Source organism: Canibacter zhuwentaonis (genome assembly GCF_018531145.1).
GTDB lineage: Bacteria > Actinomycetota > Actinomycetes > Actinomycetales > Microbacteriaceae > Canibacter > Canibacter zhuwentaonis.
In genome coordinates, this window is record NZ_JAHDSZ010000002.1 from 156,876 (window position 1) to 178,157 (window position 21,282).

Sequence of the window (21,282 nt, forward strand, 5' to 3'; positions counted from 1 at the left end):
TAATAGACTGGGGGGGGGGGGGAGATGATTTGTAACTAGTGTAAGTTATTTTTTGTCTTTCTTTATTATTAAGTGATGATATTGAAAGAAGGTTAAACTTTTGAAAAGTTCAGGAAAGCCTATTTTGTTAAGGGTAGTTTCTGGTGTTGCTGCTTTTGCTTTGTGCATTGGTGGAACGGTTCTGGCTGCGCAGCCAGCGCTTGCCACTAGTGCGGCACAGTCTGTGAAAGCAGAAGCTACTGTTGATGCTGTCCCTGCTGAAAATGTTGTTTTCACAGATGAGGGTCTTGCAAAATGCGTTAAAAATCTATTGAAAAAAGATCAGGTAACCGTTGCAGAAGCGGCTCAAATTCAGGGTCTAAACTGCTACCTTGACGGAAATATCGGGTCTTACTACAACTTCCTCAGCCTTAATGATCTCAAATATTTCAAAGGCTTAAAAGCGCTTGCTATTTACGGCAAGTACACAGATCTGAGCCCTCTGAAAGAGCTGAAAGAGCTGAGCTTCCTCTCAATCGGCGGTAACTTCACAGATATTTCACCTCTTAAAGAGATGCAGAGCCTGACCGAGCTTAGCCTCGGCGGCAACTACAAAGACCTGTCGGTTCTGAAAGAGATGCCAAACCTGACCAAAATTGGTCTGCTTGGTAAATACACTGACATCAGCGCGCTGGAGTCTTTGACAAACCTTGAAGAGGTTTCTTTGCAGGGTGACTTCGTTAGTGTTACCGCGCTCACCAAACTGCCTAAGTTGAAAGCTATTACCCTTTCTGATTGCCGTTATATCACCCCTGCAGACCGTGATGCTCTTGTGGGTGTAGTGGGCGATAAGCTTACTTTTGAAAACTGCGGTATTGTGGGCAAGAATGTTCCTAGTGTGGATGGTTTTGAGCGTCTTGCTGGTGAGGATCGTTACGCTACTTCGCTTGCCGTTTCAAAACAGTTCCCAGCAAAAGTTCAGGCTGTTTTTATTGCCAGTGGTGAAAACTTCCCTGACGCGCTCAGTGCTTCTGTTGCAGCCGCAACGTTTAAAAGCCCGGTGCTGTTAACCCCTCGTAACGAGCTTGCTGAGGGAACAACCGAGGAGTTGCAGCGGCTAGAACCTACGATTATCTATATTGTGGGTGGTCGTGACGTAATCTCAGCTACCATTGAAAAAGATCTTCTGGCTGCAGGCTACACAGTGGAGCGTCTTGCTGGAGCTGACCGTTACGAGACAAACATGATTGTTAACTCACTCGTGTTCTACGATGAGGATTACAAGCTTGTTGATCTGCGCGACGCTGTTTTTGCTACGGGTGATAATTTCCCTGACGCTCTGGTGGCTGCTAATTTTGCTGCTAGTAAATATGCGCCTATTGTTTTGCTTGATGGTAAACTTCCTAATCTTAACGATTTCTTGAACAGTGATGAGATCTTCACCTCTCAGGATCGCGTGTATATCGCAGGTGGTACGAGCGTTGTTTCTGAGGGTATTGAGGAGTCTCTGCGTGAGGTATTCTCTACTGTTGAGCGTTTCAACGGTGCGGATCGTTATGAGACTGCTGCTTTGATTGCTGAGAAGTTTGTTGGTTATAATGCTGAGACTTCTTTCCTTGCAACTGGGGAGAATTATGCTGATGCGCTTTCTGCTGTTGCGCTTGCTGGTAGTTTGCGTAGCCCGCTGTTCATTACTCAGACAGGCTGCCTGACTGCTGCTACCGCAGGCGCTATTGATCGGGTTGCTGCTGCTAACATGGTTACCGTTGGCGGTCTAGAGGCTGTGAGCGAGAATGCTAAAAAGGGTGTTCGCTGCTCGTAAGGTTTAGAGCCTAGTTTGATGGCGAACGTGTTCGCTTGAGATTGGGCGGGGTGTGTTCGTGGTTTATTGTGACCGTGAGTATGCCCCGCCCTTTTTTTGTGTGGGTGCATCTGTTTTTTGTGGTAAGCGTGCTTGATCTTTTTTGTTGTGTGCACCTCAGGGTTTTAGACAAGACCACAACGAGCACGCGCACTTCGCGCGTGTGTCTAAAGCAGGCGCGGTGAATATTTTTATGGTTAAATAAGAGATTTCTGCTGTGCGCGGCATACGTGATTTACTGCTACAGTTTTCCGCTTTACCATTATGCGCACGGTGCTTTCGTGCGGCGAAGTGATGTTTGGAACGATCAAGAAGAGTGCAGAGCGTAGAGTATCGCGCGCCCAGCCTGCGCACCCAAGAGCAAATGCTAAAAACTAAACCCTAACCCTGTAGCGTAGGAATATCAACCTGTATTTCACCCACGCGGTCGAGTCCGCCGGTAATAGCCAGCGGCAGCGCTTTTAGGGTGCGCATAAACTCGTGCTTACTAACAGAGCCAACATAGGTGAGCAGTGACAGTGCAACCGCGCGGCTAGCGCGAGGGGATCCGTCAAGCACCTTCACAATCGCAATTGTGCCATCATCCGCCGCCATCGCGCTAATACCCTCAGCGCCGTATTTAGCGAAAACAGCGGAGTTCTGCATCACAATAGTGTCCTGCGCACCAGACCCCTCAATAAGGTGCGGATAAGCACGTCCCGCCTCAAACATTAGCGCCATAGTACGGTTTATAGGGAAAGGAGAGTTGGGATCTGCGTTAGCGATCCTCCGATAACCGCGCGCAAGAGCCGTCAGACTCATGCCGAGCACGGGAGCGCCGCAACCGTCAACTGTGACGCAGCTCACGTTTTCCGCTGACAAACGCTGTACGGTTTGCAGAATATGCTGCTGCAGCGGGTGGTCCTGGTGAGTGTAATCTGCAGTATCCCAGCCTGCCGCAACGCAGGTTGCAAGCATCGCCGCGTGTTTTCCCGAGCACCCCATCTGAATCGGGCTGGCAGACTCATCGTGCTTAATCGCACGGATTCTAGCCTCGCTATCGAGCGGCAGCGCGGCAGGGCACAGCAGGTGCGACTCTGTAAGCTGCGAGTCGTGCAGAATCTCGCGCACAACCTCAACGTGTTCGGCAGTTCCGGTGTGGCTGGCAAACGATATTGCCAGCTGGCGGCGGTTGGCGAGTTCCAAGCCAGCTCCGTGCATTGCGAGCACCTGCAGCGGCTTCAGCGCGGAGCGGGTGAGCACCGTCGCACCGGGATTGCCGAGCGAGATAAGAGTGTCCCCGGCCGCAGAAAGCACTATCGCTGAACCCGAGTGGCGGGATTCAATAAATCCGCCACGAGTTGTTACGGCAAGCTGTGTTGCCTCGGAAACAGCGCAAGTGCCCTCTGTTCTGCTCATAAAGAGATTAATTGCTTGCCGCAGCGGTAAACGCTTCGTCAATCACGGCTAGCACATCAGCGATTAGCTCGTCACTGATTTTAACCGGCGGTAGGAAGCGCAGTACATTGTAGTTAAGTCCGGCATTTAGCAGCAGCACGCCGTTTTTGCACGCGTGAGCTATGATTTTGTCAACCAGCTCTTTGTCAGGATTCAGCGTGCCAGGTTTTGTGATCTCAATGGCGAGCATTGCGCCCTTACCGCGCACCTCTGCAATAGCAGGGTGTTTCTCCTGCAGTTTGCGCAAACCCCCGCCGAGCACGCGCTCTACGCGCTGCGCATTCTGTTGCGGAGTGCCCTCTGCAATAAGCTCAAAAACAGCCTTTGCTGCGGCGCAGGAAACGGGGTTGCCACCAAAAGTGCCGCCTAGAGTGCCAGGACCCGTGCAGTCCATAATCTCGGCGCGCCCCGTTACAGCGGCTAGCGGCAGCCCGCCCGCAATACCCTTTGCGCTCAAAATCAGGTCTGGCTCAAATCCAAAATGCTCTGTTGCGTAAACTGTTCCCGTGCGAGCAATGCCCGATTGCACCTCGTCGGCAATAAACACAATGCTGTTTTCTTTACACCATTTAGCAAGTGCAGCGAGATAGCCGTCGGCTGGAACAACGAATCCGCCCTCACCCTGAATCGGTTCCGCAACCAAACAGGCGAGATCACCAGCAGAAACGGTTTTCTCGAGGTGATCGATAGTGCGCGCAGCTGCGGCCTCACCGCTTAGCCCGTCATGCAGTGGGAATGAGTTTGGTGCGCGGAACACATCCGCTGCGCGCGGACCGAACCCGGCTGCATACGGCGCAGCCTTGTGGTTCATGGTTGAGGTCAGCTGGGTGCGACCGTGATACGCGCAGTTAAGCACAGCAACTCCGCTCCGACCCGTGTATTTGCGTGAGATTTTAACGGCGTTTTCAACCGCTTCAGCGCCAGAGTTCACCAGAATTGATTTAACCTGACCGTTAATCGGCGCGTGCTTTGCGAGTTGCTCGGCAACTGCAACGTACGACTCGTACGGGGTAACTGCCATCAGAGTGTGGGTTACCGCTTTAAGCTGGGCTGTTGCGGCGTCAACAACTCTGGCATCGGTATGCCCAACCGTGGTGACACCAATACCGCTGCCGCAGTCGATGATCTGGTTACCGTCAACATCCACCAGGATCGCGCCGTGAGCGCGCTCGATGAATACGGGGAGGGCTGTTGCGATGCCCGTTGAAACAACTTCGCTGCGACGTTGCTGCAGCGCGATGGATTTAGGCCCGGGAATGGCGGTTACGAGACGGCGTTCCTGTGTGATTTTTTCGTTAGTGTTCATACTAGAAATAATACCCGGCTAAAGCTAAAAAATAAAAGCCATTCACACAGCTCCGCTTAATAACAGTATTGGCATACAATAGAGGATATGTTTAAGCACCAAACAAAATACTTCACAACTCCGATTTTCTACGTAAATGATGCCCCGCACATAGGTCACGCATACACCGAGGTGGCAGCGGATGTGCTGGTCAGGTGGCATCGTGCGGCGGGGGTGGATACCAGGTTTTTAACGGGCACTGACGAGCACGGGCAGAAAATACTGCGCACCGCGGAAGCAAACGGCGCAAGCCCCAAAGAGTGGGTGGATAGGCTGGTTGCTCAGGAATGGCGGCCAATGCTTGAAAATCTTAATATTGCAAACGATGATTTTATCCGCACAACAGATGCGCGTCACGAAGCCGGAGTCGCGAAGTTCCTGCAGCGCCTCTACGATAAGGGGTATATTTACGAGGGCGAGTTTGAGGCGCTGTACTGCGTCGGGTGCGAGGAGTTTAAGCCCAAGTCTGAAATTGTGCAGGGCGCAGCAGAGTTTACTGGGCATAAGGTGTGTGCGATCCACTCGAAACCGCTCGAGCTGTTACAAGAAAAAAACTATTTTTTTAAGATGAGCGCTTTTCAAGACCGCCTCCTGGAGCTTTACGAGCGTCGCCCCGACTTTATTCAGCCAGCTTCCGCGCGCAACGAGGTGATCGCGTTTGTGCAGCAGGATTTAACCGACCTGTCTATTTCACGCAACACGTTCAACTGGGGCGTGCCGATTCCATGGGATGAAAGCCACGTTACCTACGTGTGGTTTGACGCGCTGCTGAACTATATAACAGCTCTCGAGTACAGCACGAGCGTTGTCGGTGATGAGCCTGGATCCGTTGCTCTCGCCAAGTACTGGCCGGCCGTGCACATTGTTGGGAAAGATATTTTGCGTTTTCACGCCGTTATCTGGCCGGCGATGCTGATGGCGGCAGAGCTGGCAGAGCCGGAGTGCGTGTTCGCGCACGGTTGGCTGCTTGTTGGCGGCGAAAAAATGTCAAAATCAAAGCTCACGGGGATTGCGCCGCACGAAATAACCGGCACTTTCGGGGTGGATGCGTTTAGATACTATTTTATGCGCGCTATTAATTTTGGGCAGGACGGGTCGTTCAGCTGGGAGGATATCGCCGCCAGATACCAGGCCGAGCTGGCAAACGGCTTTGGTAACCTGGTCAGTCGCGTGCTTGCGATGAACGCAAAATACTTTGACGCGAAACAACCAGAATCTGGTGATCTAACGGGTGCGGATAAGCAAATATCCGAGCTTGCCGCGCGAGTAACTAGCCTCGCTAATGAGCATATTACAAAGTATGCGATCCACGAGGCAATTGCTGTCGTGTGGCAGCTTGTTGACGTGCTTAACGGCTATATCACAGAGCAGGAACCGTGGCAGTTAGCGAAAGACGAGGCGCAGCGTGTGCGGTTGGCGACCGTGCTGGCAACGGCAACCGAGGGGTTGCGCGTGCTTGCGCAGTTGCTCGCCCCGGTGATTCCAGAGGCAGCGGCGAAGCTGTGGCGCTCTCTTGGCGCTGTCGCTGTGCTGGGCGAGTTGAGCGAGCAGAATATAGCGGCTGCGGGGCAGTGGCACAAACTCCCCGCGGGCACGCCGCAGGAGGCTCTGCCCGCGCTGTTTCCGAGGGTTGAGATGGCTGCGGGAGTGAAAAAATGAGAATTAAACCTGATGCGTCAGTGCTGCTTAAGATAAAGGCGGCACGCCTGCGGGAGCGTGAGGCCCGTTTGCGGGAGGGCGAAATGGCAGCAGGACGTGAGTCAGTCCCAGAATGTGAGACATTCCAAGGGTGTGAGGCGACCCCGGGGCACGGCGCGAGCCTGCGGGAGCGCAAAACGACTCCCGGGCGCGATTTAACCCTGCCGGAGTTTCCAAAGCCGCTGCCCGTTGAGGTGATCGACAACCACACCCACCTTGAGCTCGCTGACGGGCGTCACTCCCTGTCGCCTGAGCAGGCGCTCGAATATGCCGCGCAGGTGGGTGTGACGCGAATTGTGCAGGTGGGCACCGATTTGCGCACTAGCAAGTGGTCAGCCGCGCTGGCGGCGGCGGATCAGCGAGTGCTCGCGGCGGTTGCGATCCACCCAAATGATGCTCCGGATGTTGCGGCTGCGGGGGATCTTGAGCGGCAACTTGCCGAGCTTGAGGCGCTGGCAAAACAGCCGCGAGTGCGCGCAATAGGCGAGAGCGGGCTTGATTATTTTCGCACCGCGCCCGACGGCAGAGCGGCGCAAATGCAGAGCTTTGAAGCGCACATCGAAATGGCTAAAAAGCACGGTATCGCCCTGCAAATACACGACCGCGAAGCACACGATGATGTTGTTGCAACCCTGCGGCGCGTGCAGGCTCCCGAGTGCACCGTGTTTCACTGTTTTTCTGGCGGTGCCCCGCTCGCAAAAATCTGTAACGATAACGGCTGGTATATGAGCTTTTCTGGCACTGTGACTTTCAAAAACGCACCAAATCTGCGTGACGCGCTCGCTGTTGCCGACAAAAACCTGATCATGGTTGAAACCGACGCGCCGTTTTTAACCCCGGTGCCATATCGCGGGCGACCGAACTCGCCCTACCTGATGCCGTACACGGTGCGGGCGATGGCGGATCATCTTGACATGAGCGTCGCCGAACTGGGTGCACAGCTTACCGCAAATACGCTCAAGGTGTACGGGCAGTGGTAGGTTGGCTGTGAGCGACACTCGCGGCGAGCTGCAGGAGCTGCTAACCCCGGCGTTAATTAGGCAGCTGGCGACCAGGCTGGAGGTTATCCCGACCAAAAAACTCGGCCAAAACTTTGTGCACGATGCGAACACCGTGCGTAAAATCGTGCTACTCTCGCAGGTGCAAGAAAACACGCGGGTTTTAGAAATCGGCCCGGGCTTAGGCTCGCTCACGCTCGGGCTAACGGCCACTGGCGCGCAGGTGACCGCGGTTGAAATAGACCCGAAACTCGCGGCGCAGCTGCCGCTTACGGTCGCCGAACTGCAGCCCGTAGCGCGGCTCGAGGTTATGCATTGCGACGCGCTAAACCTCACAGACCTGTCGCACAGCCCTGAAACACTGGTCGCCAATCTGCCATACAATGTGTCGGTGCCGATTCTAATGCACCTGCTGCAAACGTTCGCGAGTATCCGACGGGCGCTCGTGATGGTGCAGTATGAGGTCGGGGAGCGGATCGCGGCAGCCCCCAAATCAAAAGCCTATGGCGCGCCGAGCGTAAAAGCCGCATGGTACGGTAACTGGAGCCTTGCCGGAGCGGTGAGCAGAAATATTTTTTGGCCTGTGCCGGGGGTTGATTCGGTGCTGGTTTCTTTCGCAAAAAATGCGGTAGCGCGTGGCAGCGAGGCAGAGCGCGAGCTGACTTTCGCGCTAATAGAAGCGGCTTTCGGGCAGCGGCGCAAAATGTTGCGCCAGTCTTTGCGGGCGTTTAGCTACCCGCAAACAGGGCTTGCCGATCCGTCTATCATATCCTGCGCGACTGAGATTTTTAGTAGCTCACAACTGATTACTGAGCTCTGCCAGAAGTGCCAGATTGACTCCAGCGCCCGCGCAGAGGAGCTTTCTGTCGCGGATTTTCACGCTTTAGCGCGTAGCGTGCTAACACGGTAAAAAATACCAGGGCGCTAATAAATGCGATGCCGGCGCTCGTTGGCAGGTGTAAAAAGTAGCTGATTGTAAATCCGCCACCGCTGCACACTGCAGCCACTAGCAGGGTGTATGGCAGCATTTGAGCGGATCTTTTTACCAGCAGCCGGGCGGTTGCGGCGGGAATTATCATCAGCGCAATAATTAGGATTGAGCCGACGGCGGCAAAAGCCGCTGTGGCGGTGAGTGAAACTAAAATTAGAAACAGGGTGTTGATTATGTAGCTGTTTTTTATTTTTAGTTTTGCAAATTCAGGGTCAAAAGTGAGCGCGTTTAACTGGGCTCGCAAGAGCGTTACGAACAGCAGGTTTGTAATTAGCAGTGCGAGCATTAGATAGAGGTGTTTTGGGCCCGCGCAGAGGTGATCCGCTAAACAGAGCTGATCAAATGCGATTAGATTGAGGTCTCCCAGGAGCACCGTGTGAATGTCGAGGTGGATGTTTCTGGTGTAGGCGGTTACGAGCAGCACGCCGCAGGCGAGCATGGGTGGGAAAATTAGTCCCTGCGCTGTGCCCGTCGGAATTAGCCCGGTAGCGGTTAGAAGCCCGGTTAAAAGCACTGTTGCGACGGCGGCGAGCGTGGCTGTGAGCAGTAGCAGCGGAGAGCTCAGTGAGTGGCTCGCCAAGTAGCCGAGCACGATTCCGGGTAAAAGCGAATGGCTGATTGCGTCCACGAGCATCGCGCGTTTGCTTAAAACAAGGTAGATGCCGGGCACGCTGCAGGTGAGGGTTGTGGTGATTCCGAGCAGCGCGGTTGCGAGGATAAAGCTCATGGATTAGCCCTCTGCCGTTGGTGAAGTGCTGGTTAGTTGTATGGTTGTTGTGTGAGCTGGGCTGGTGTTTCCCGTGCGACTGAGTTTAGCACTTCTTGCGCGGTGCAAAATTGCGCGGTTCAAAATTCCACGTCCGGGCGCAAACAGCAGCGAAAACACTAGCTCGGCAAACATTAGCAGCACAATTACAGGTCCGGTTGGCGCGTCCCAAACATAAATTGTGATGAGCGACCCTAGCCCCGCGGTAACAGCCCCGAGCGCAGCGGCTAGACAGGTGACCTGCCAGGCAGTGCGGCACCACTGCCTGGCTGCGGCTGCGGGAATTAAAATAAACGCGATGATTAAAATAATTCCAATCGCGCGCATACCGCTAACCGTTATTAGCGCTAGCAGTACAAACAGCAAGGTTTCATAGCCGCGGGTTCTTATGCCGCGGGTTGTGGCGTAGGAAGCATCAAAACAGAGCAGCTTTAAGGGTCGAAAAAAAACGCACACGAGGGTTATGCTCAGCAGTGCAACACCGCAGTTGAGCGCGGTGTCGGCCAGGGTGAGTTGCGCGGCATTACCAAAAAGATAGCTGCTAATACCGCCCTTGCCCGCGAATCCGCTCTGCTGAATATAGGCAAAAAGCAGCATTCCGCCGCTAAAAAAACTCACGATTGTAATTGCCATCGCAGTTTCGATGCCCAGGGGTGAGCGGTTTTTAATAGCGGATGCGCACCGCGTGCCTAGTATTCCAAAGCAGATTGCGAAAACAGTGAAAAGCGCGATGTTTCTGCCGTTCTCAAAAAGCGCGGTTCCCGCTAAAAACGCGAGCATTGTGCCGGGCAGTGTGGAGTGGGCAACCACATCGGCGAACATTCCCTGTTGCCTTAGATAAACAAGACTGCCGACGGTCGCCGTTGCCGCCCCGATGGCAACGGTTGCAAACAGAATCGTGAAATAACCGTGCTCTAACATACTACTGAGACTGTGGTCTTGTCTGTTCGCGATACAGTATCTGCGGCGGGATTCCAAAAACTTTTTCAAGGGTCGCCGCCGTGAGCGCGTTTTGGGCGGTGTCATAGGTGTGGACCGTTTTGTTTATTAGCGCAAGGTGTGTGAAATAATCGGCGGCGCTCGCTAAATCGTGGTGCACCATTACAATTGTTGTGTGCTGTTGCTGGTTACTCTGCCGCAGCACCTCAATAATCTGCGCTCCGGCAATAGCGTCGATGCCCTGCAGGGGCTCGTCGAGCAGCAGTAGGGGCGGGTTGCTAACCAGCGCGCGGGCTAAAAATATCCGCTGTTTTTGCCCGCCCGAAAGCTCGCCTATTTGCTGGTTTTGAAACTCTTGCGCGGCAACTTTTGCAATTGCCGCGGTAACTGCCGTGTTGCGTGCAGCGCGTTTTTTTAGGTCGCTGTCACCAACCGCGCCCATTGCAACTATTTCGCGGGCGGTTGCGGGAAAATCCCAGTATACCGAGTTGTGCTGCGGCACGTAGCCCACCAGCCCGCGTTGCTGCGCAAGCGGTTTGCCGCGATAGTTTACGTTGCCGGAGCTTGTTTTAACAAGCCCCAGCATCGCTTTTAACAGAGTTGATTTTCCAGCTCCGTTTGGCCCTATAACGCCGGTGAAACTGCCCTCGGGAATGCGCAGAGTGGCGTTTTTAAGCGCTGTGTGAGAGCCGTAATTTACGGTTATATCTTCGATGCTGAGCACGGGCTGCAATTTTTACCTCGCTGGTGTGGTAGTTACTGCGCTGGTGCCAGAGCCTTTGCGATTTCTCTGGCGTTGTGCAGCAGGGCTTTGGTGTAGGTATTGGCGCTGTCATCGGCGCTCAGCGTGTCCGCGTACAGCTCCTGCTCGTTAATGTGAACGTGCCAGCCTTTCGCGGTCACAGATTCCTGCAGTGATTTAATTGCCTGCGGATTTGCCTGGCTGTCCATAAAAATGGTCGGGATTTTTTTTGCTGCGATCGTGTCTGCCAGCTCTTTCATCTGCTGCACGCTCAAGCTCGCCTCCGTTGAAATATAGTCGGTTGCCAGCACTTCGAGGTTGTAGGTGCGCCCGAAATAGTTGAATGCGTCGTGGCCGGTGACTAGCACGCGCGGCGCTGACACCTGCGCGAGCAGCTCCTGCGCTTGCATATGAGCTTGCATAATTTCGCCCTGATATTTGGTGGCATTTGCCTTGTAATCTGAGGCGTGTGCCGGGTCGATTTTGGCGATTTTATCCGCTATCGCAGGAATTAGGCTCGCCCACAGCCGTGGATCATTCCAGATGTGCGGATCATACTGCCCCTCTTCATCTGCGGCTTCGTCTAGCTTAATGAGGTTTTCAACCGGCACGAGCTTGCCCAGTTCGAGCTGACGCTCGCCGAGCGGGCGGAAAGCCGCTGTCATTTGCGCTTCAAGATTCAGCCCGTTGTGCACAACAAGATCTGAGGCGCGCATTTTCTCAATGTCTTTGGTTGTGGGCTGGTATGTGTGCGGATCGCCGCCCGGACCAACCAACGTTGTAACGGTAGCGTTTGGCGCAATATTGCTGAGCGCGTCGCCAATGTAACCGCTTGTTGCAAACAATTTTAGTTGCTGCTCTGACGTGCCCTGCTGTTTTGTTTCGGCAGAGCAGGAGGTGATTGCCGCGACCATGCCGCAGATTAGGGTGAGCGCGTATAGTTTTTTGCGAGCTTTTTTGGTTTTGAATAACTTCATGTTTATAGTCTACCCTAAAAATATATTTAGGGTAGACTAAAGTTGTTTATTTTTTGCCCGAAATCCAGATGTACTTAATAATCTGCGTAGACAGGGTTATTTCACCGTGTACGCCACGCGCGGTGAGGGTCTGAGTGAGCGGATCCGCTTTGATAATCTGGAAAATATCGCCGATACTGACGTTGAGCCTAGCCAGATACTGCAGCACCTGCGGGTCTGCGTCGGAGATGCGCTCAACAGTAACGCGCCTGCCGCAATCTTGCAGCGTGAGGGGAACGGCGTTGGGAATGTTGATTTTACCGTCTTTGGAGGGGATCGGGTCACCGTGCGGATCGCGCTCGGGGTTACCCAGCTGGGCTGCTATTCGGTCGATCATCAAATCGCTGCAGGCGTGTTCGAGGTTTTCTGCCTCATCGTGTACCTCATCCCAGCTGTAGCCGAGACTTTTTACCAGGTAGGTTTCAATGAGCCGGTGTCGCCGAATCATTTCGAGCGCGGCAAGACGCCCCTTGGAGGTCAGCTTAATTGAGCCGTAGGGGAGCTTATCAACAAGCTCCGCGAGTACCATTTTTTTCATAGCTTCTGTGACCGTTGCTGAGCGCACCCCGATGTAATCGGCCAGGCGCGAGGTTGTTATCGGGTCGGGGTTCCACTCACTGAGAGCCCAAATGGCTTTCAAATAGTTCTGAAAACTTGTCGATAGGTCGCTCACTGTCACAGTAATAGCATATCCTGGCGCGCGCGTAAAAGGTAATCGGGCAAAAATCTTGGCGAAACTTGCTTAATGAGTGCGCGGCTACTATAATTATTGTTTGCCAGACCGTTGCTAACCCCGGGCGCCAACCCTTCGTCGCTTAGAGCGAACTTTCGCCGAGAGGCGTTGCACGGTCTGGCTTTTTAATATTCTAGAAGCTTATAGATTACCCGAAACGCCCCGAAACATAGTCTTCTGTCGTCTGCTCGGCAGGGTTTGAGAAAATTGTTTTAGTGTCATCGTACTCAACCAGCTTGCCCGGTTTGCCGGTTTCTGCAACGTTAAAAAACGCTGTCATATCTGAGACTCGGGAAGCCTGCTGCATATTGTGCGTCACAATTACAATTGTGTAGTCTTTTTTCAGCTGCTCTATCAGATCTTCAATTGCCAGGGTTGAAATCGGGTCGAGCGCGCTGCACGGTTCATCCATTAGAAGCACAGCCGGAGACACCGCGATTGCCCGCGCAATACAGAGACGCTGCTGTTGCCCGCCAGAAAGTTCCGAGCCGGGCTTATCCAAGCGGTCTTTAACTTCCTTCCAGAGGTTTGCGCCGGTCAGTGATTTTTCGACAAGCTCCTCCGCCGCGGCGCGCGATATTTTGCGGTTGTTGAGCTTTACTCCGGCCAATACGTTTTCGCGAATAGACATTGTGGGAAACGGATTGGGACGCTGAAAAACCATCCCGACCTGACGGCGCACGCGCACCGGATCCACGTTTGGAGCGTATAGCTCTTCGCCATCTAGGAGCACCTCGCCCTCAACGCGCGCGCCATCAATAACCTCGTGCATTCTGTTTAGAGTGCGCAAGAAAGTTGATTTACCGCAGCCGGAGGGACCGATAAGCGCGGTCACAGTGCGCGGGGAAATATGCATTGAGACATCCTCCACAGCAAGAAAGTTTTTGTAGTAGACGTGCAGATTATTTACTTCGATACGCTTTGACATAATTACTCCAGATCTATTTTTGCCCGTGCGGGGCGAATCGTTTAGAAATAACTCGGGCGAGTAGGTTTAGTAGCATTACAATGATAATTAGCGTCAGTGCGCCCGCCCATGCTCTATCAATAAAAGCCGATGCGGGGTTGCCCTGGTTTGTGTATTGCGTGAACACAAACACCGGGATGGTTTGCATTCTGCCGTGGAAAAGGTTTGGGTTGAGGCTGGCAGTTGTGCCAGCGGTGATGATTAGGGGAGCGGTTTCGCCGATAATCCGTGCAATGGCGAGCATTATCCCGGTGGTAATCCCCGTTATCGCGGTTGGCAAAACAATCTTCACAATTGTGAGCCATTTTGTTACGCCGAGCGCGTATGATGCTTCGCGCAATTCTTTAGGTACCAGCCGTAGCATCTCTTCGCTGGATTTAATTACCACGGGAGCCATTAGTACGGCGAGTGAAACCGCGCTAGAAATTCCCAAGCGGACACCCGGACCAAACAGTAGCGCAAACAACGCGAACGCGAACAATCCCGCTACAATAGAGGGGATTCCGATCATTACGTCCACCAGAAAAGTGATTGTTTTGGCGAGCCTGCCACGTCCGTATTCAACAAGGTAAATTGCTGTCATTAGACCTAGTGGCACCGCCATTAGGGTGGCGGCTAAGGTGATTAGAAGAGTGCCCACAAGCGCGTGCAGAGCGCCTCCGCCAGAACCGATAATATTGCGCATGGACGTTGTTAAAAACTCTAAATCAAAACGGGCGCTGCCGAGCTTTATTACCTCTGTGCCTACTGAAATCAGAGGTGCTACAGCAAGCAAAAAAGAGCAGGCGACGAGTCCTGTCATAAGTCGATTAACGGCCTGCCTGCGCCCTTCAGTGGCAAGCGAAACCGTGAAAATAGCGCTTAAATAAAGCACCGCGGTAACAATTCCCGCCCCGAAAATATTGAGCGGATCGCCGTTTGCGCTCGCAAGTAACCAGGCACCTGTAATTCCGATAGTCAAACACACGCCGAGCAGTGCGAGCGGTGCTGCGCGGTGCAGTTTTGCCCCGGAAAGCGTGCTCACTTCTAGTTGTTGTTGCATTAGTTAGCTCCAATTTTTATGTTGTGGCGGTTTATGCTCCAGCGAGCAATCGCGTTAACCAAAAAAGTAACAATAAACAGGATTAAACCGGTGGCGATTAAAACATTAATATTCGCGCCGTACGCCTCCGGGAAGCCGAGGGTGATATTGGCGGCAATTGTGCCCGGGTTATCTGAGCTGAGCAGTTTCAGATTAATTGCACCGGTCGCGGAAAGTACCATCGCAACCGCTGTTGCTTCACCGAGCGCGCGCCCGAGTCCGAGCATCGCGCCTGAAATAATACCGGTGCGCCCCAAAGGTAGCACTGCGGTGCGGATCACCTCCCAGCGAGTTGCGCCGAGCGCGAGCGCAGCTTCCTCGTTAAGGCGCGGAGTTTGCAAAAAAACTTCGCGACAAATTGCGGTCATAATGGGCAGAATCATAACCGCTAAAACAATTGCAGCGGTTAAAATTGTGCGCCCCGTGCCGCTCACAGGTCCGCTAAAAAACAGCGATAGCAGGGGCAAGTCTCCTGCTGCCAGGTGTGTTTTTTCATACAGCGGTTGGACAGCCGGTGCGAGCACTCCAATGCCCCAGAGCCCGAACACCACGCTTGGCACGGCAGCTAGCAGATCCACAACATAGCCGAGCAGGCTCGCCAACCGGCGAGGCGCGTAGTGTGAAATAAACAGAGCAATGCCGATCGCAAGCGGCAGTGATATTGCAAGCGCAAGTCCTGAAGACCAGACAGTGCCAAAAATAAGCGGCGTAACGTAGCTCAGAAAATCGCTTTTTAAGATTGAGGCGTTGCTCTTATCAGCAAAAAAAGCGGGGAGGCTTTTGAAGACTAAAAATATTGCAATAGTGATAAGCGTGGTCACTATCATTGCGGACGCAAAAACCGCGCTACCGCTAAAAACTCTATCGCCGAGCCCGAGTTTACTGCTTGGCGATGATATACCTTTAGTGTTTTTCAACACCGCGTATTTCTCCTATAATCGCTCGTATTTTTTGTTTCGTGGAAGCCGTGAGCGGTGCGCTGCCCGTGTGCTTTGCCGCCTGCTGTTGGGCTTCATCACTTAAAATATGGTTTAGATATTCGCGAGTTAGTCTCGCTTGTTGCGGATCATTGTATATCTGGCACGCGGCAAGATAGCTCACGAGCACAATCGGATAGGTATTAGCTCCCGCCTGCGCGTGTTGCAATTGCAATACGTAGTCAAGCGAGCCGCGCGAGGGTTCTGGCTTTGCGTTATCGAGGGTTGCCGCCGCTGCTTCCGGAGAGATTGGCGTGTACACATCGCCGGTTTTAATTGCCACGGTTCCTAGCTCTTTTGTGCGCGAGGCATCCGCGTATCCAATTGTGCCGTTTCCGTGTTGGATAGCTGCGACTACGCCGGATGTGCCCTGCGCGCCCTCGCCGCCGTAACTACGTTCCCACTCTTCAATCACACCGGCACCCCAGATTTCGGGTGCGGCAGCGTTTAAATACTGAGTAAAGTTTCCGGTTGTGCCTGATTTATCGGAACGATGCACGGGCTTAATGGTCGTATCCGGTAGTTGAACGTCTGGATTTTGCGAGGTTATTTGTGGATCCCTCCAGCTGGTGATCGCACCGGTGAAGATGCCTGCTATGGTTGCCGCATCCATATTGAGACTGCGCACGCCCGGAATATTAAACGCCACCGCGATCGCAGAGACATATGCCGGAAACTCTATAATCTGAGATTCTTTGGTGCAGCTGGCAAATTTTTTAGTTGCAAGCTCTTTTGGTTTGAATGCGCGATCCGTGCCGGCAAAGGCGCTGGCGCCGTTAATAAAAGCTTCGCGCCCGGTACCAGATCCTGCTGGATCGTAGTTTACTGTGACGTGCGGGTTTGCGGTCTGGAATCCCACAATCCACACTTCCTGTGCAGCTCCTTGCGAAGACGCGCCAACGCCCGTGAGTTCACCGTAGAGTGAAGCTGAAGCGGTGGTGTCCGGAGCGGTGCAACCGCTCAATAGACCGAGAGTCGTTAAAATCGCAAGAACCTTTATGCTACGCAAGGGGTTCATTAAACTCCGTTCTGTGTAGGTAATGTAGCATCTATTACAAGTTAATCATACTATAACATCGCAGGTCAGTTATACCGTGGCATTTAACACAGGTTAATTGTGCTCCAGATAGGAAAACGTGGTGGGGTGTTGCCGCGTGTTTTATGCCCTGGTTTATGTGCTTAAATGTGCTCCAATGTAGGGTATATAAGCTCAGCGTTAAGGCGCGGTTTGTAAGCTTTGGACTGTCCCGCAGCAATTTAGAGATAGTTAAAATTTGTTTCAACTGTAACAATTTCGGGTGTTTTGCTCTTAGTGATGTGAAACACAATAAATCCGGCGGGCGGCAGGTGTTTAACGGCGTATAAAAGCTCGCCATCCGGAGCAGCGTTGCAGCCGAGCGCTATTTCGCGCGCAATATCCGGCAATACCGGGCGGTGCGAGCAGATCACGGTGTTCTTGCCAGATGCGAGCGCGGCAGTAACACACTCGCGCAACCTAGCACTGTCTCCAAGATTCCACACATCCTGGCTGATTGCGTCCGTTATTGTTGGCGTAACGCCCAACTTGTGAGCCAGTGCGCTAACGGTGTTGCGACAGCGCTTAGCCGATGAGGTCACAATCCGCCGCAGTCTGTAAGCGGCAAGCTGCGGAGCGAGAGCTTGTGTTTGAGCAAGACCGGCATAGCTCAGCGGTCTTTTATGATCCACCTGATATTCGCCGCCGCGTTTTTCAGCCTGTGCGTGCCGCAGCAGTACCAGTGTAAAAGTATCGCCGCTATTATTCTCAAAGGTTTCAAGAAAGCGTTGCAGTATTTTTTTATCGCGCTCATAGCTTAGTCTTGCGACGGCAGCTGCCGCTGATAACCATCTGAGCGTTGTTACCTCGCTGTTTGGCTTAAAACTGTGCTTTGCTTGCATTTTTGCGGTTACTTTTGCCGCCCAATAGTGCACCTCTTTACACTGCCCAGATTTCAGAGCGTACTCGAGCATCCCGATCTTTGTACCGAGAGTTATGGCATACCCGGTTTCCTCGAGAGTTTCGCGCACAGCAGCCTGCGCGAGCGTTTCGCCGCGATCGAGTTTACCCTTTGGAAAACTCCAATCAGCGTATTTTTTACGCTTTATGAGCAGCACCTGCAGCTCACGCTTGTTATGAGCCGTTGTGTGCAGCCGCCAACACAGGGTGCCTGCGGCGTAGACTCGTGCTCTCACAGGCTTCTCCTTTTGCGCGCCGCGATTCGATCCTGCATTAGCAGCTCTTGTAACCGGGGCAGTTTTTCACCGTTTTTATCGCTTGCAACGCGCGCCCAGCTGTTATCTACCTGCAGCTCCCACAGATCCACCTCAGAATTAAAAGCGATCTCAAACAGTTTTGCAAGTCGCTGTTTCTGCTCTGATGACTCGATGCGCACCAAAACTTCAACTCGGCGGCTGAGGTTGCGGTGCATTAAATCAGCGCTGCCAATATATATTTCACAGTCAGCATCAGGGCCAAACATAAAAATGCGCGAGTGCTCCAGATACCTGCCAAGCACGCTGTGCACACGGATATTCTCGCTTAAACCGGGCACTCCGGCACGCACCGAGCAAATTCCACGCACCAGAATATTGATTTGCACACCGGCAGAGCTGGCCTCGTATAGCGCCTCAATAATATCTTCGTCGACCATCGAATTACATTTAATTTGCACTCGTGCGGCTTTGCCATCTTTCGCACGCGCGGTTTGCGCCGCGATCCGCTCGAGCAGTCCCTTGCGCAATTGCAGCGGCGCTACCAGCAGGCGATCATACTTTGTTTCGATCGCATAACCGGAGAGCATGTTAAACAGTTTTGTGACATCGCGACCAACCTCGCCAGACGAAGTGAACAGCCCCAAATCTTCGTAGATGCGGCTCGTTTTGGGGTTGTAGTTGCCGGTGCCGATATGGCAGTAGTGCGCCAGCCCGTGGCTTTCTTCGCGGATCACATGCACCAGCTTGCAGTGCGTTTTAAGCCCTACCAGCCCGTAAACAACGTGTACACCCGCCTGCTCGAGCTTGCGCGCCCAGTTGATATTTGCCGCTTCGTCAAAGCGCGCTTTAATCTCAACGAGCGCGAGCACCTGTTTGCCGGCCTCGGCGGCGCGGATCAGTGCCGCCACAATAGGGCTGTCGCCTGATGTGCGATACAGTGTCTGCTTGATCGCAACAACGTTAGGATCCTGGCTTGCCTGCTCAATAAAGCTCTGCACTGTTGTCGCAAACGACTCGTAGGGGTGGTGCACAAGCTGGTCATTGCGCGCAATGGCGGCGAATATGTCAACCTTCTCGCTGGTTTTGCCGGTGGCAAAATCTGCTGGAGTCACTGGCACGTGCGGCCTAAACTTCAGATCTGAGCGCGCCAGGGAAACCAACGATGAGAGCCCGTGCAGATCCAGCGGGGAGGGCAGCGTGAACACCTGATTTTCGGCGATGTCAAGCTCTGAGACGAGCAGTTTTATTGTGCGCGCGTCCATATCATCTGAGATTTCAAGGCGGATCGGCGGGCCAAAGCGCCTGCGCAGCAGCTCTTTTTCAAGCGCCTGGATGAGATCTTCCGTTTCGTCTTCTTCAATCACCATATCTTCGTTGCGAGTGACGCGGAAAACGTGGTGGTCGAGCACCTCCATACCGGGGAAAAGCTCGTCGAGCTGGTTTGCGATAAGCTCCTCTATTGCGATAAATCTGATGTTGTGAGCGTCTTCTCTTTTATCCACCCTCACAAATCGCGGCAGCATTTGCGGCACTTTCAAACGGGCAAACTCTGTTTTTTGCGTTTTGGGGTTTTTAACCCTTATCGACAGGTTCAGAGTGCGTCCCGAGATATACGGGAACGGGTGTGCCGGATCCACCGCCAAAGGCATTAAAACGGGGTAGATGTGCGCCGCATAAAACTCTTTGAGAATTTTTTTGTCGGCTTTGTCGAGCTCTTGCCAGCGCACAATTTTAATGCCGGCGGCGGCGAGTGCCGGTTTAATTTGTGTGCTGAAACAGCGGGCGTGGCGTTCTTGTAGCGCGTATGCTCTGGTTATTATCTGTTCAAACACGCGATCGGGCGCAACACCAATGTTGTTTGGCACGGCAAGCTTGGTTAGGATGCGGCGCTTTAGTCCCGCCACGCGCACCATAAAAAACTCGTCAAGGTTGCTCGCGAAAATCGCGAGGTAGTTGGCACGCTCTAGCAGGGGAGTGTCGCTATCTTCTGCCATTTCAAGCACCCGCTGGTTGAATGCGAGCCAGCTGAGTTCACGGTCAATATAGCGGGCGGTGTTATCGGCGCTGCTGTGCACGCCAGTCACTGCCGCGGCAGGATTTGCCTGCTCTGCCTGCTGAGAATTAGCCTCGCGGTGGTTTTTGTTGTGTTGCGCCATGTTCTAATAATCTCACGCATTTGCGATGCTGCCAAATTGGGTATTGTGCCAGTGAAAAAAAAAAAGATATATTGTTTTTAGTAATAAGCACTAATTCCTAGGAGAGGGAAAATGAAAAAACAGCTTGCAACAGGGCTTGCCATCACTATTGGGGCTGCGCTTTTGGGCGGAGCTGCTAACTACATTTTTGAAGGTAACGTTCTCAACGCTATTGTCGTTACGCTGATAGGGTTTGCGATCGGCTCTGCCGTGCTGGGGATCTTATTTTTAAGCGGACGCAAAAGGTGACGCTCAAACACGGTATGAGGTGAAGTAATGGCGGCTCTAAAAGTAGATAAAGTAAGTATGAAGTACGGTTCTAATACCGTGCTTTCTGATATCAGCTTCAGCATCTCCCCGGGTGTGATCCTGGCAGTGTTAGGCTCTAACGGGGCTGGTAAATCAACGTTGATGAAACTTGTTAGCGGGCTTGCTAAGCCTAGCTCTGGTAGCGTTAAAATTTTTGGCGCTAATCCTAATCAGCACGCAAGCAGAACGAAGCTTGGGGTTGTTCCGCAGCAAACCAATCTGCCTAAAGATTTAACGCCCCTTGAAGTGGCTCTTTTTGTAAGCTCGCAGTTTCCCTCTGATACACAAAAAGCAAAGAGTGTGCGTGAACGCTGCCTGGAGCATTTAGCCGAGTGGAGCATAGATACTTTCGCGAGTAAACGCATTCGTGATTTATCAGGCGGGCAGGAGCACAGGGTGAGCGTTGCTTTAGCGTATTTAGGGAATCCGCCATCGCAGCAACAAGCAACCCAGCTGAACCCGTCGCGAAATCCCAAACATAACTCTCCCTATTAACCCTAGCCAACTTTACAAGCAACTTAGCCACATAAGAAGGAGTTAAAACAACATCATTTAACTTATCCTGCGTAAACCCCAACCACGAATACATCTCATTAAAAAGCTTCCCCGTGAAATCAGTTGTTAAACCAATTTTATAGTAAATACCCAAGTCATCAACCACTTTTGAAAAAATCCTTTTAAGCTGACTTTCCCCGTTGCCATCAACCTGTTTATTTATATTTTCCGACAACAAAGTATTTTTAAGCGTTCTAAGGATTGAATCTTGCTTATCGATCGGCAAATTTTTCTTTGCCAAAAACACTTCTATTTTTCTAGCAACTATTTCACCATCCGTGCTCCCCGGCTCCGTTAACGATTCTAAATCTTTTTCTTCAAGAGGCTTTACCTTTCCAGGCACACCCAGTGTTGCCATTATTACAGCACACACCAAATAAACTCTATCGTTTTCACCCAATCCTTTTTCATCCCTGAAAATATCATTGTTCAGCTTCACCAAACTCGCATCAATTTCCTGT

At 52.7% G+C, this 21,282-nt stretch carries 19 protein-coding genes and 1 pseudogene; 6 read left to right on the forward strand and 14 right to left on the reverse strand.

Annotation, left to right across the window (positions count from 1 at the left end):
* Nucleotides 1-160: 160 nt before the first annotated feature.
* On the forward strand, nucleotides 161-1,801 hold the full coding sequence (locus KJY78_RS02860; protein WP_214337092.1) for a cell wall-binding repeat-containing protein: 1,641 nt from the start codon (nucleotides 161-163) through the stop codon (nucleotides 1,799-1,801).
* Between the two features lie 420 nt (nucleotides 1,802-2,221).
* On the opposite strand, the gene KJY78_RS02865 is transcribed toward KJY78_RS02860, so the two are convergent.
* Nucleotides 2,222-3,238: an asparaginase gene (locus KJY78_RS02865; protein ID WP_214337093.1), complete on the reverse strand. Its 1,017-nt coding sequence runs from the start codon at nucleotides 3,236-3,238 to the stop codon at nucleotides 2,222-2,224.
* A 7-nt stretch (nucleotides 3,239-3,245) separates the two neighbouring features.
* The gene (locus KJY78_RS02870; RefSeq protein ID WP_214337094.1) at nucleotides 3,246-4,583 is read right to left on the reverse strand and encodes an aminotransferase class III-fold pyridoxal phosphate-dependent enzyme; all 1,338 of its coding nucleotides are present in this window, start codon (nucleotides 4,581-4,583) and stop codon (nucleotides 3,246-3,248) included.
* A gap of 87 nt (nucleotides 4,584-4,670) precedes the next feature.
* Here KJY78_RS02870 and metG point away from each other — a divergent pair, with 87 nt between their 5' ends.
* Genes metG through rsmA form a run of 3 tightly spaced genes read left to right on the forward strand, consistent with a single transcriptional unit; the run spans nucleotide 4,671 to nucleotide 8,228 of the window.
* Complete coding sequence (gene metG / locus KJY78_RS02875; protein WP_214337095.1) at nucleotides 4,671-6,281, forward strand: methionine--tRNA ligase; 1,611 nt, start codon at nucleotides 4,671-4,673, stop codon at nucleotides 6,279-6,281.
* The gene (locus KJY78_RS02880) at nucleotides 6,278-7,300 is read left to right on the forward strand and encodes a TatD family hydrolase (RefSeq protein WP_250544087.1); all 1,023 of its coding nucleotides are present in this window, start codon (nucleotides 6,278-6,280) and stop codon (nucleotides 7,298-7,300) included. Before metG ends, KJY78_RS02880 begins: the two co-directional genes overlap by 4 nt.
* A gap of 7 nt (nucleotides 7,301-7,307) precedes the next feature.
* Nucleotides 7,308-8,228 carry a 16S rRNA (adenine(1518)-N(6)/adenine(1519)-N(6))-dimethyltransferase RsmA gene (rsmA, locus tag KJY78_RS02885; RefSeq protein ID WP_348771175.1) on the forward strand — a complete coding sequence of 307 codons (921 nt, stop codon included), beginning with the start codon at nucleotides 7,308-7,310 and terminating at the stop codon, nucleotides 8,226-8,228.
* On the opposite strand, the gene KJY78_RS02890 is transcribed toward rsmA, so the two are convergent.
* From KJY78_RS02890 to KJY78_RS02940, 11 genes are all read right to left on the reverse strand, one after another.
* Nucleotides 8,125-9,036 (reverse strand): metal ABC transporter permease, encoded by a 912-nt coding sequence (locus KJY78_RS02890; RefSeq protein ID WP_214337096.1) that lies wholly within the window; start codon nucleotides 9,034-9,036, stop codon nucleotides 8,125-8,127. The genes rsmA and KJY78_RS02890 overlap by 104 nt on opposite strands.
* 3 nt (nucleotides 9,037-9,039) lie before the next feature.
* The gene (locus KJY78_RS02895; protein WP_214337097.1) at nucleotides 9,040-9,996 is read right to left on the reverse strand and encodes a metal ABC transporter permease; all 957 of its coding nucleotides are present in this window, start codon (nucleotides 9,994-9,996) and stop codon (nucleotides 9,040-9,042) included.
* A gap of 1 nt (nucleotide 9,997) precedes the next feature.
* Nucleotides 9,998-10,738 (reverse strand): metal ABC transporter ATP-binding protein, encoded by a 741-nt coding sequence (locus KJY78_RS02900; protein ID WP_348771181.1) that lies wholly within the window; start codon nucleotides 10,736-10,738, stop codon nucleotides 9,998-10,000.
* 32 nt (nucleotides 10,739-10,770) lie between these two features.
* Nucleotides 10,771-11,733 (reverse strand): metal ABC transporter substrate-binding protein, encoded by a 963-nt coding sequence (locus KJY78_RS02905; protein WP_250544089.1) that lies wholly within the window; start codon nucleotides 11,731-11,733, stop codon nucleotides 10,771-10,773.
* 46 nt (nucleotides 11,734-11,779) lie between these two features.
* Nucleotides 11,780-12,451 carry a metal-dependent transcriptional regulator gene (locus KJY78_RS02910; RefSeq protein WP_214337099.1) on the reverse strand — a complete coding sequence of 224 codons (672 nt, stop codon included), beginning with the start codon at nucleotides 12,449-12,451 and terminating at the stop codon, nucleotides 11,780-11,782.
* Nucleotides 12,452-12,653: 202 nt separating this feature from the next.
* Nucleotides 12,654-13,433 carry a phosphate ABC transporter ATP-binding protein PstB gene (pstB, locus tag KJY78_RS02915; RefSeq protein ID WP_214337100.1) on the reverse strand — a complete coding sequence of 260 codons (780 nt, stop codon included), beginning with the start codon at nucleotides 13,431-13,433 and terminating at the stop codon, nucleotides 12,654-12,656.
* 13 nt (nucleotides 13,434-13,446) lie between these two features.
* A complete protein-coding gene (pstA, locus tag KJY78_RS02920) occupies nucleotides 13,447-14,514 on the reverse strand; it encodes a phosphate ABC transporter permease PstA (protein ID WP_214337101.1) in 1,068 nt (355 codons plus the stop codon).
* The gene (pstC, locus tag KJY78_RS02925; protein WP_348771176.1) at nucleotides 14,514-15,473 is read right to left on the reverse strand and encodes a phosphate ABC transporter permease subunit PstC; all 960 of its coding nucleotides are present in this window, start codon (nucleotides 15,471-15,473) and stop codon (nucleotides 14,514-14,516) included. Before pstC ends, pstA begins: the two co-directional genes overlap by 1 nt.
* Nucleotides 15,457-16,548: a phosphate ABC transporter substrate-binding protein PstS gene (locus KJY78_RS02930; RefSeq protein WP_214337102.1), complete on the reverse strand. Its 1,092-nt coding sequence runs from the start codon at nucleotides 16,546-16,548 to the stop codon at nucleotides 15,457-15,459. Before KJY78_RS02930 ends, pstC begins: the two co-directional genes overlap by 17 nt.
* A gap of 239 nt (nucleotides 16,549-16,787) precedes the next feature.
* Nucleotides 16,788-17,741 carry an NUDIX hydrolase gene (locus KJY78_RS02935; RefSeq protein WP_214337103.1) on the reverse strand — a complete coding sequence of 318 codons (954 nt, stop codon included), beginning with the start codon at nucleotides 17,739-17,741 and terminating at the stop codon, nucleotides 16,788-16,790.
* Nucleotides 17,738-19,918: an RNA degradosome polyphosphate kinase gene (locus KJY78_RS02940; RefSeq protein WP_214337104.1), complete on the reverse strand. Its 2,181-nt coding sequence runs from the start codon at nucleotides 19,916-19,918 to the stop codon at nucleotides 17,738-17,740. The genes KJY78_RS02935 and KJY78_RS02940 overlap by 4 nt, the downstream gene beginning before the upstream one ends.
* A 111-nt stretch (nucleotides 19,919-20,029) precedes the next feature.
* On the opposite strand from KJY78_RS02940, the gene KJY78_RS02945 reads away from it, so the two are divergent.
* Both KJY78_RS02945 and KJY78_RS06860 read left to right on the forward strand, forming a co-directional pair.
* On the forward strand, nucleotides 20,030-20,206 hold the full coding sequence (locus KJY78_RS02945) for a hypothetical protein (protein WP_214337105.1): 177 nt from the start codon (nucleotides 20,030-20,032) through the stop codon (nucleotides 20,204-20,206).
* A gap of 57 nt (nucleotides 20,207-20,263) precedes the next feature.
* Nucleotides 20,264-20,761 carry an ATP-binding cassette domain-containing protein gene (locus KJY78_RS06860; RefSeq protein ID WP_431732323.1) on the forward strand — a complete coding sequence of 166 codons (498 nt, stop codon included), beginning with the start codon at nucleotides 20,264-20,266 and terminating at the stop codon, nucleotides 20,759-20,761.
* On the opposite strand, the pseudogene KJY78_RS06865 reads toward KJY78_RS06860, so the two are convergent.
* Nucleotides 20,757-21,179, reverse strand: a pseudogene (locus tag KJY78_RS06865) (hypothetical protein); the annotation flags it as partial. The gene KJY78_RS06860 and the pseudogene KJY78_RS06865 sit on opposite strands and share 5 nt — an antisense overlap.
* Between the last annotated feature and the right edge of the window lie 103 nt (nucleotides 21,180-21,282).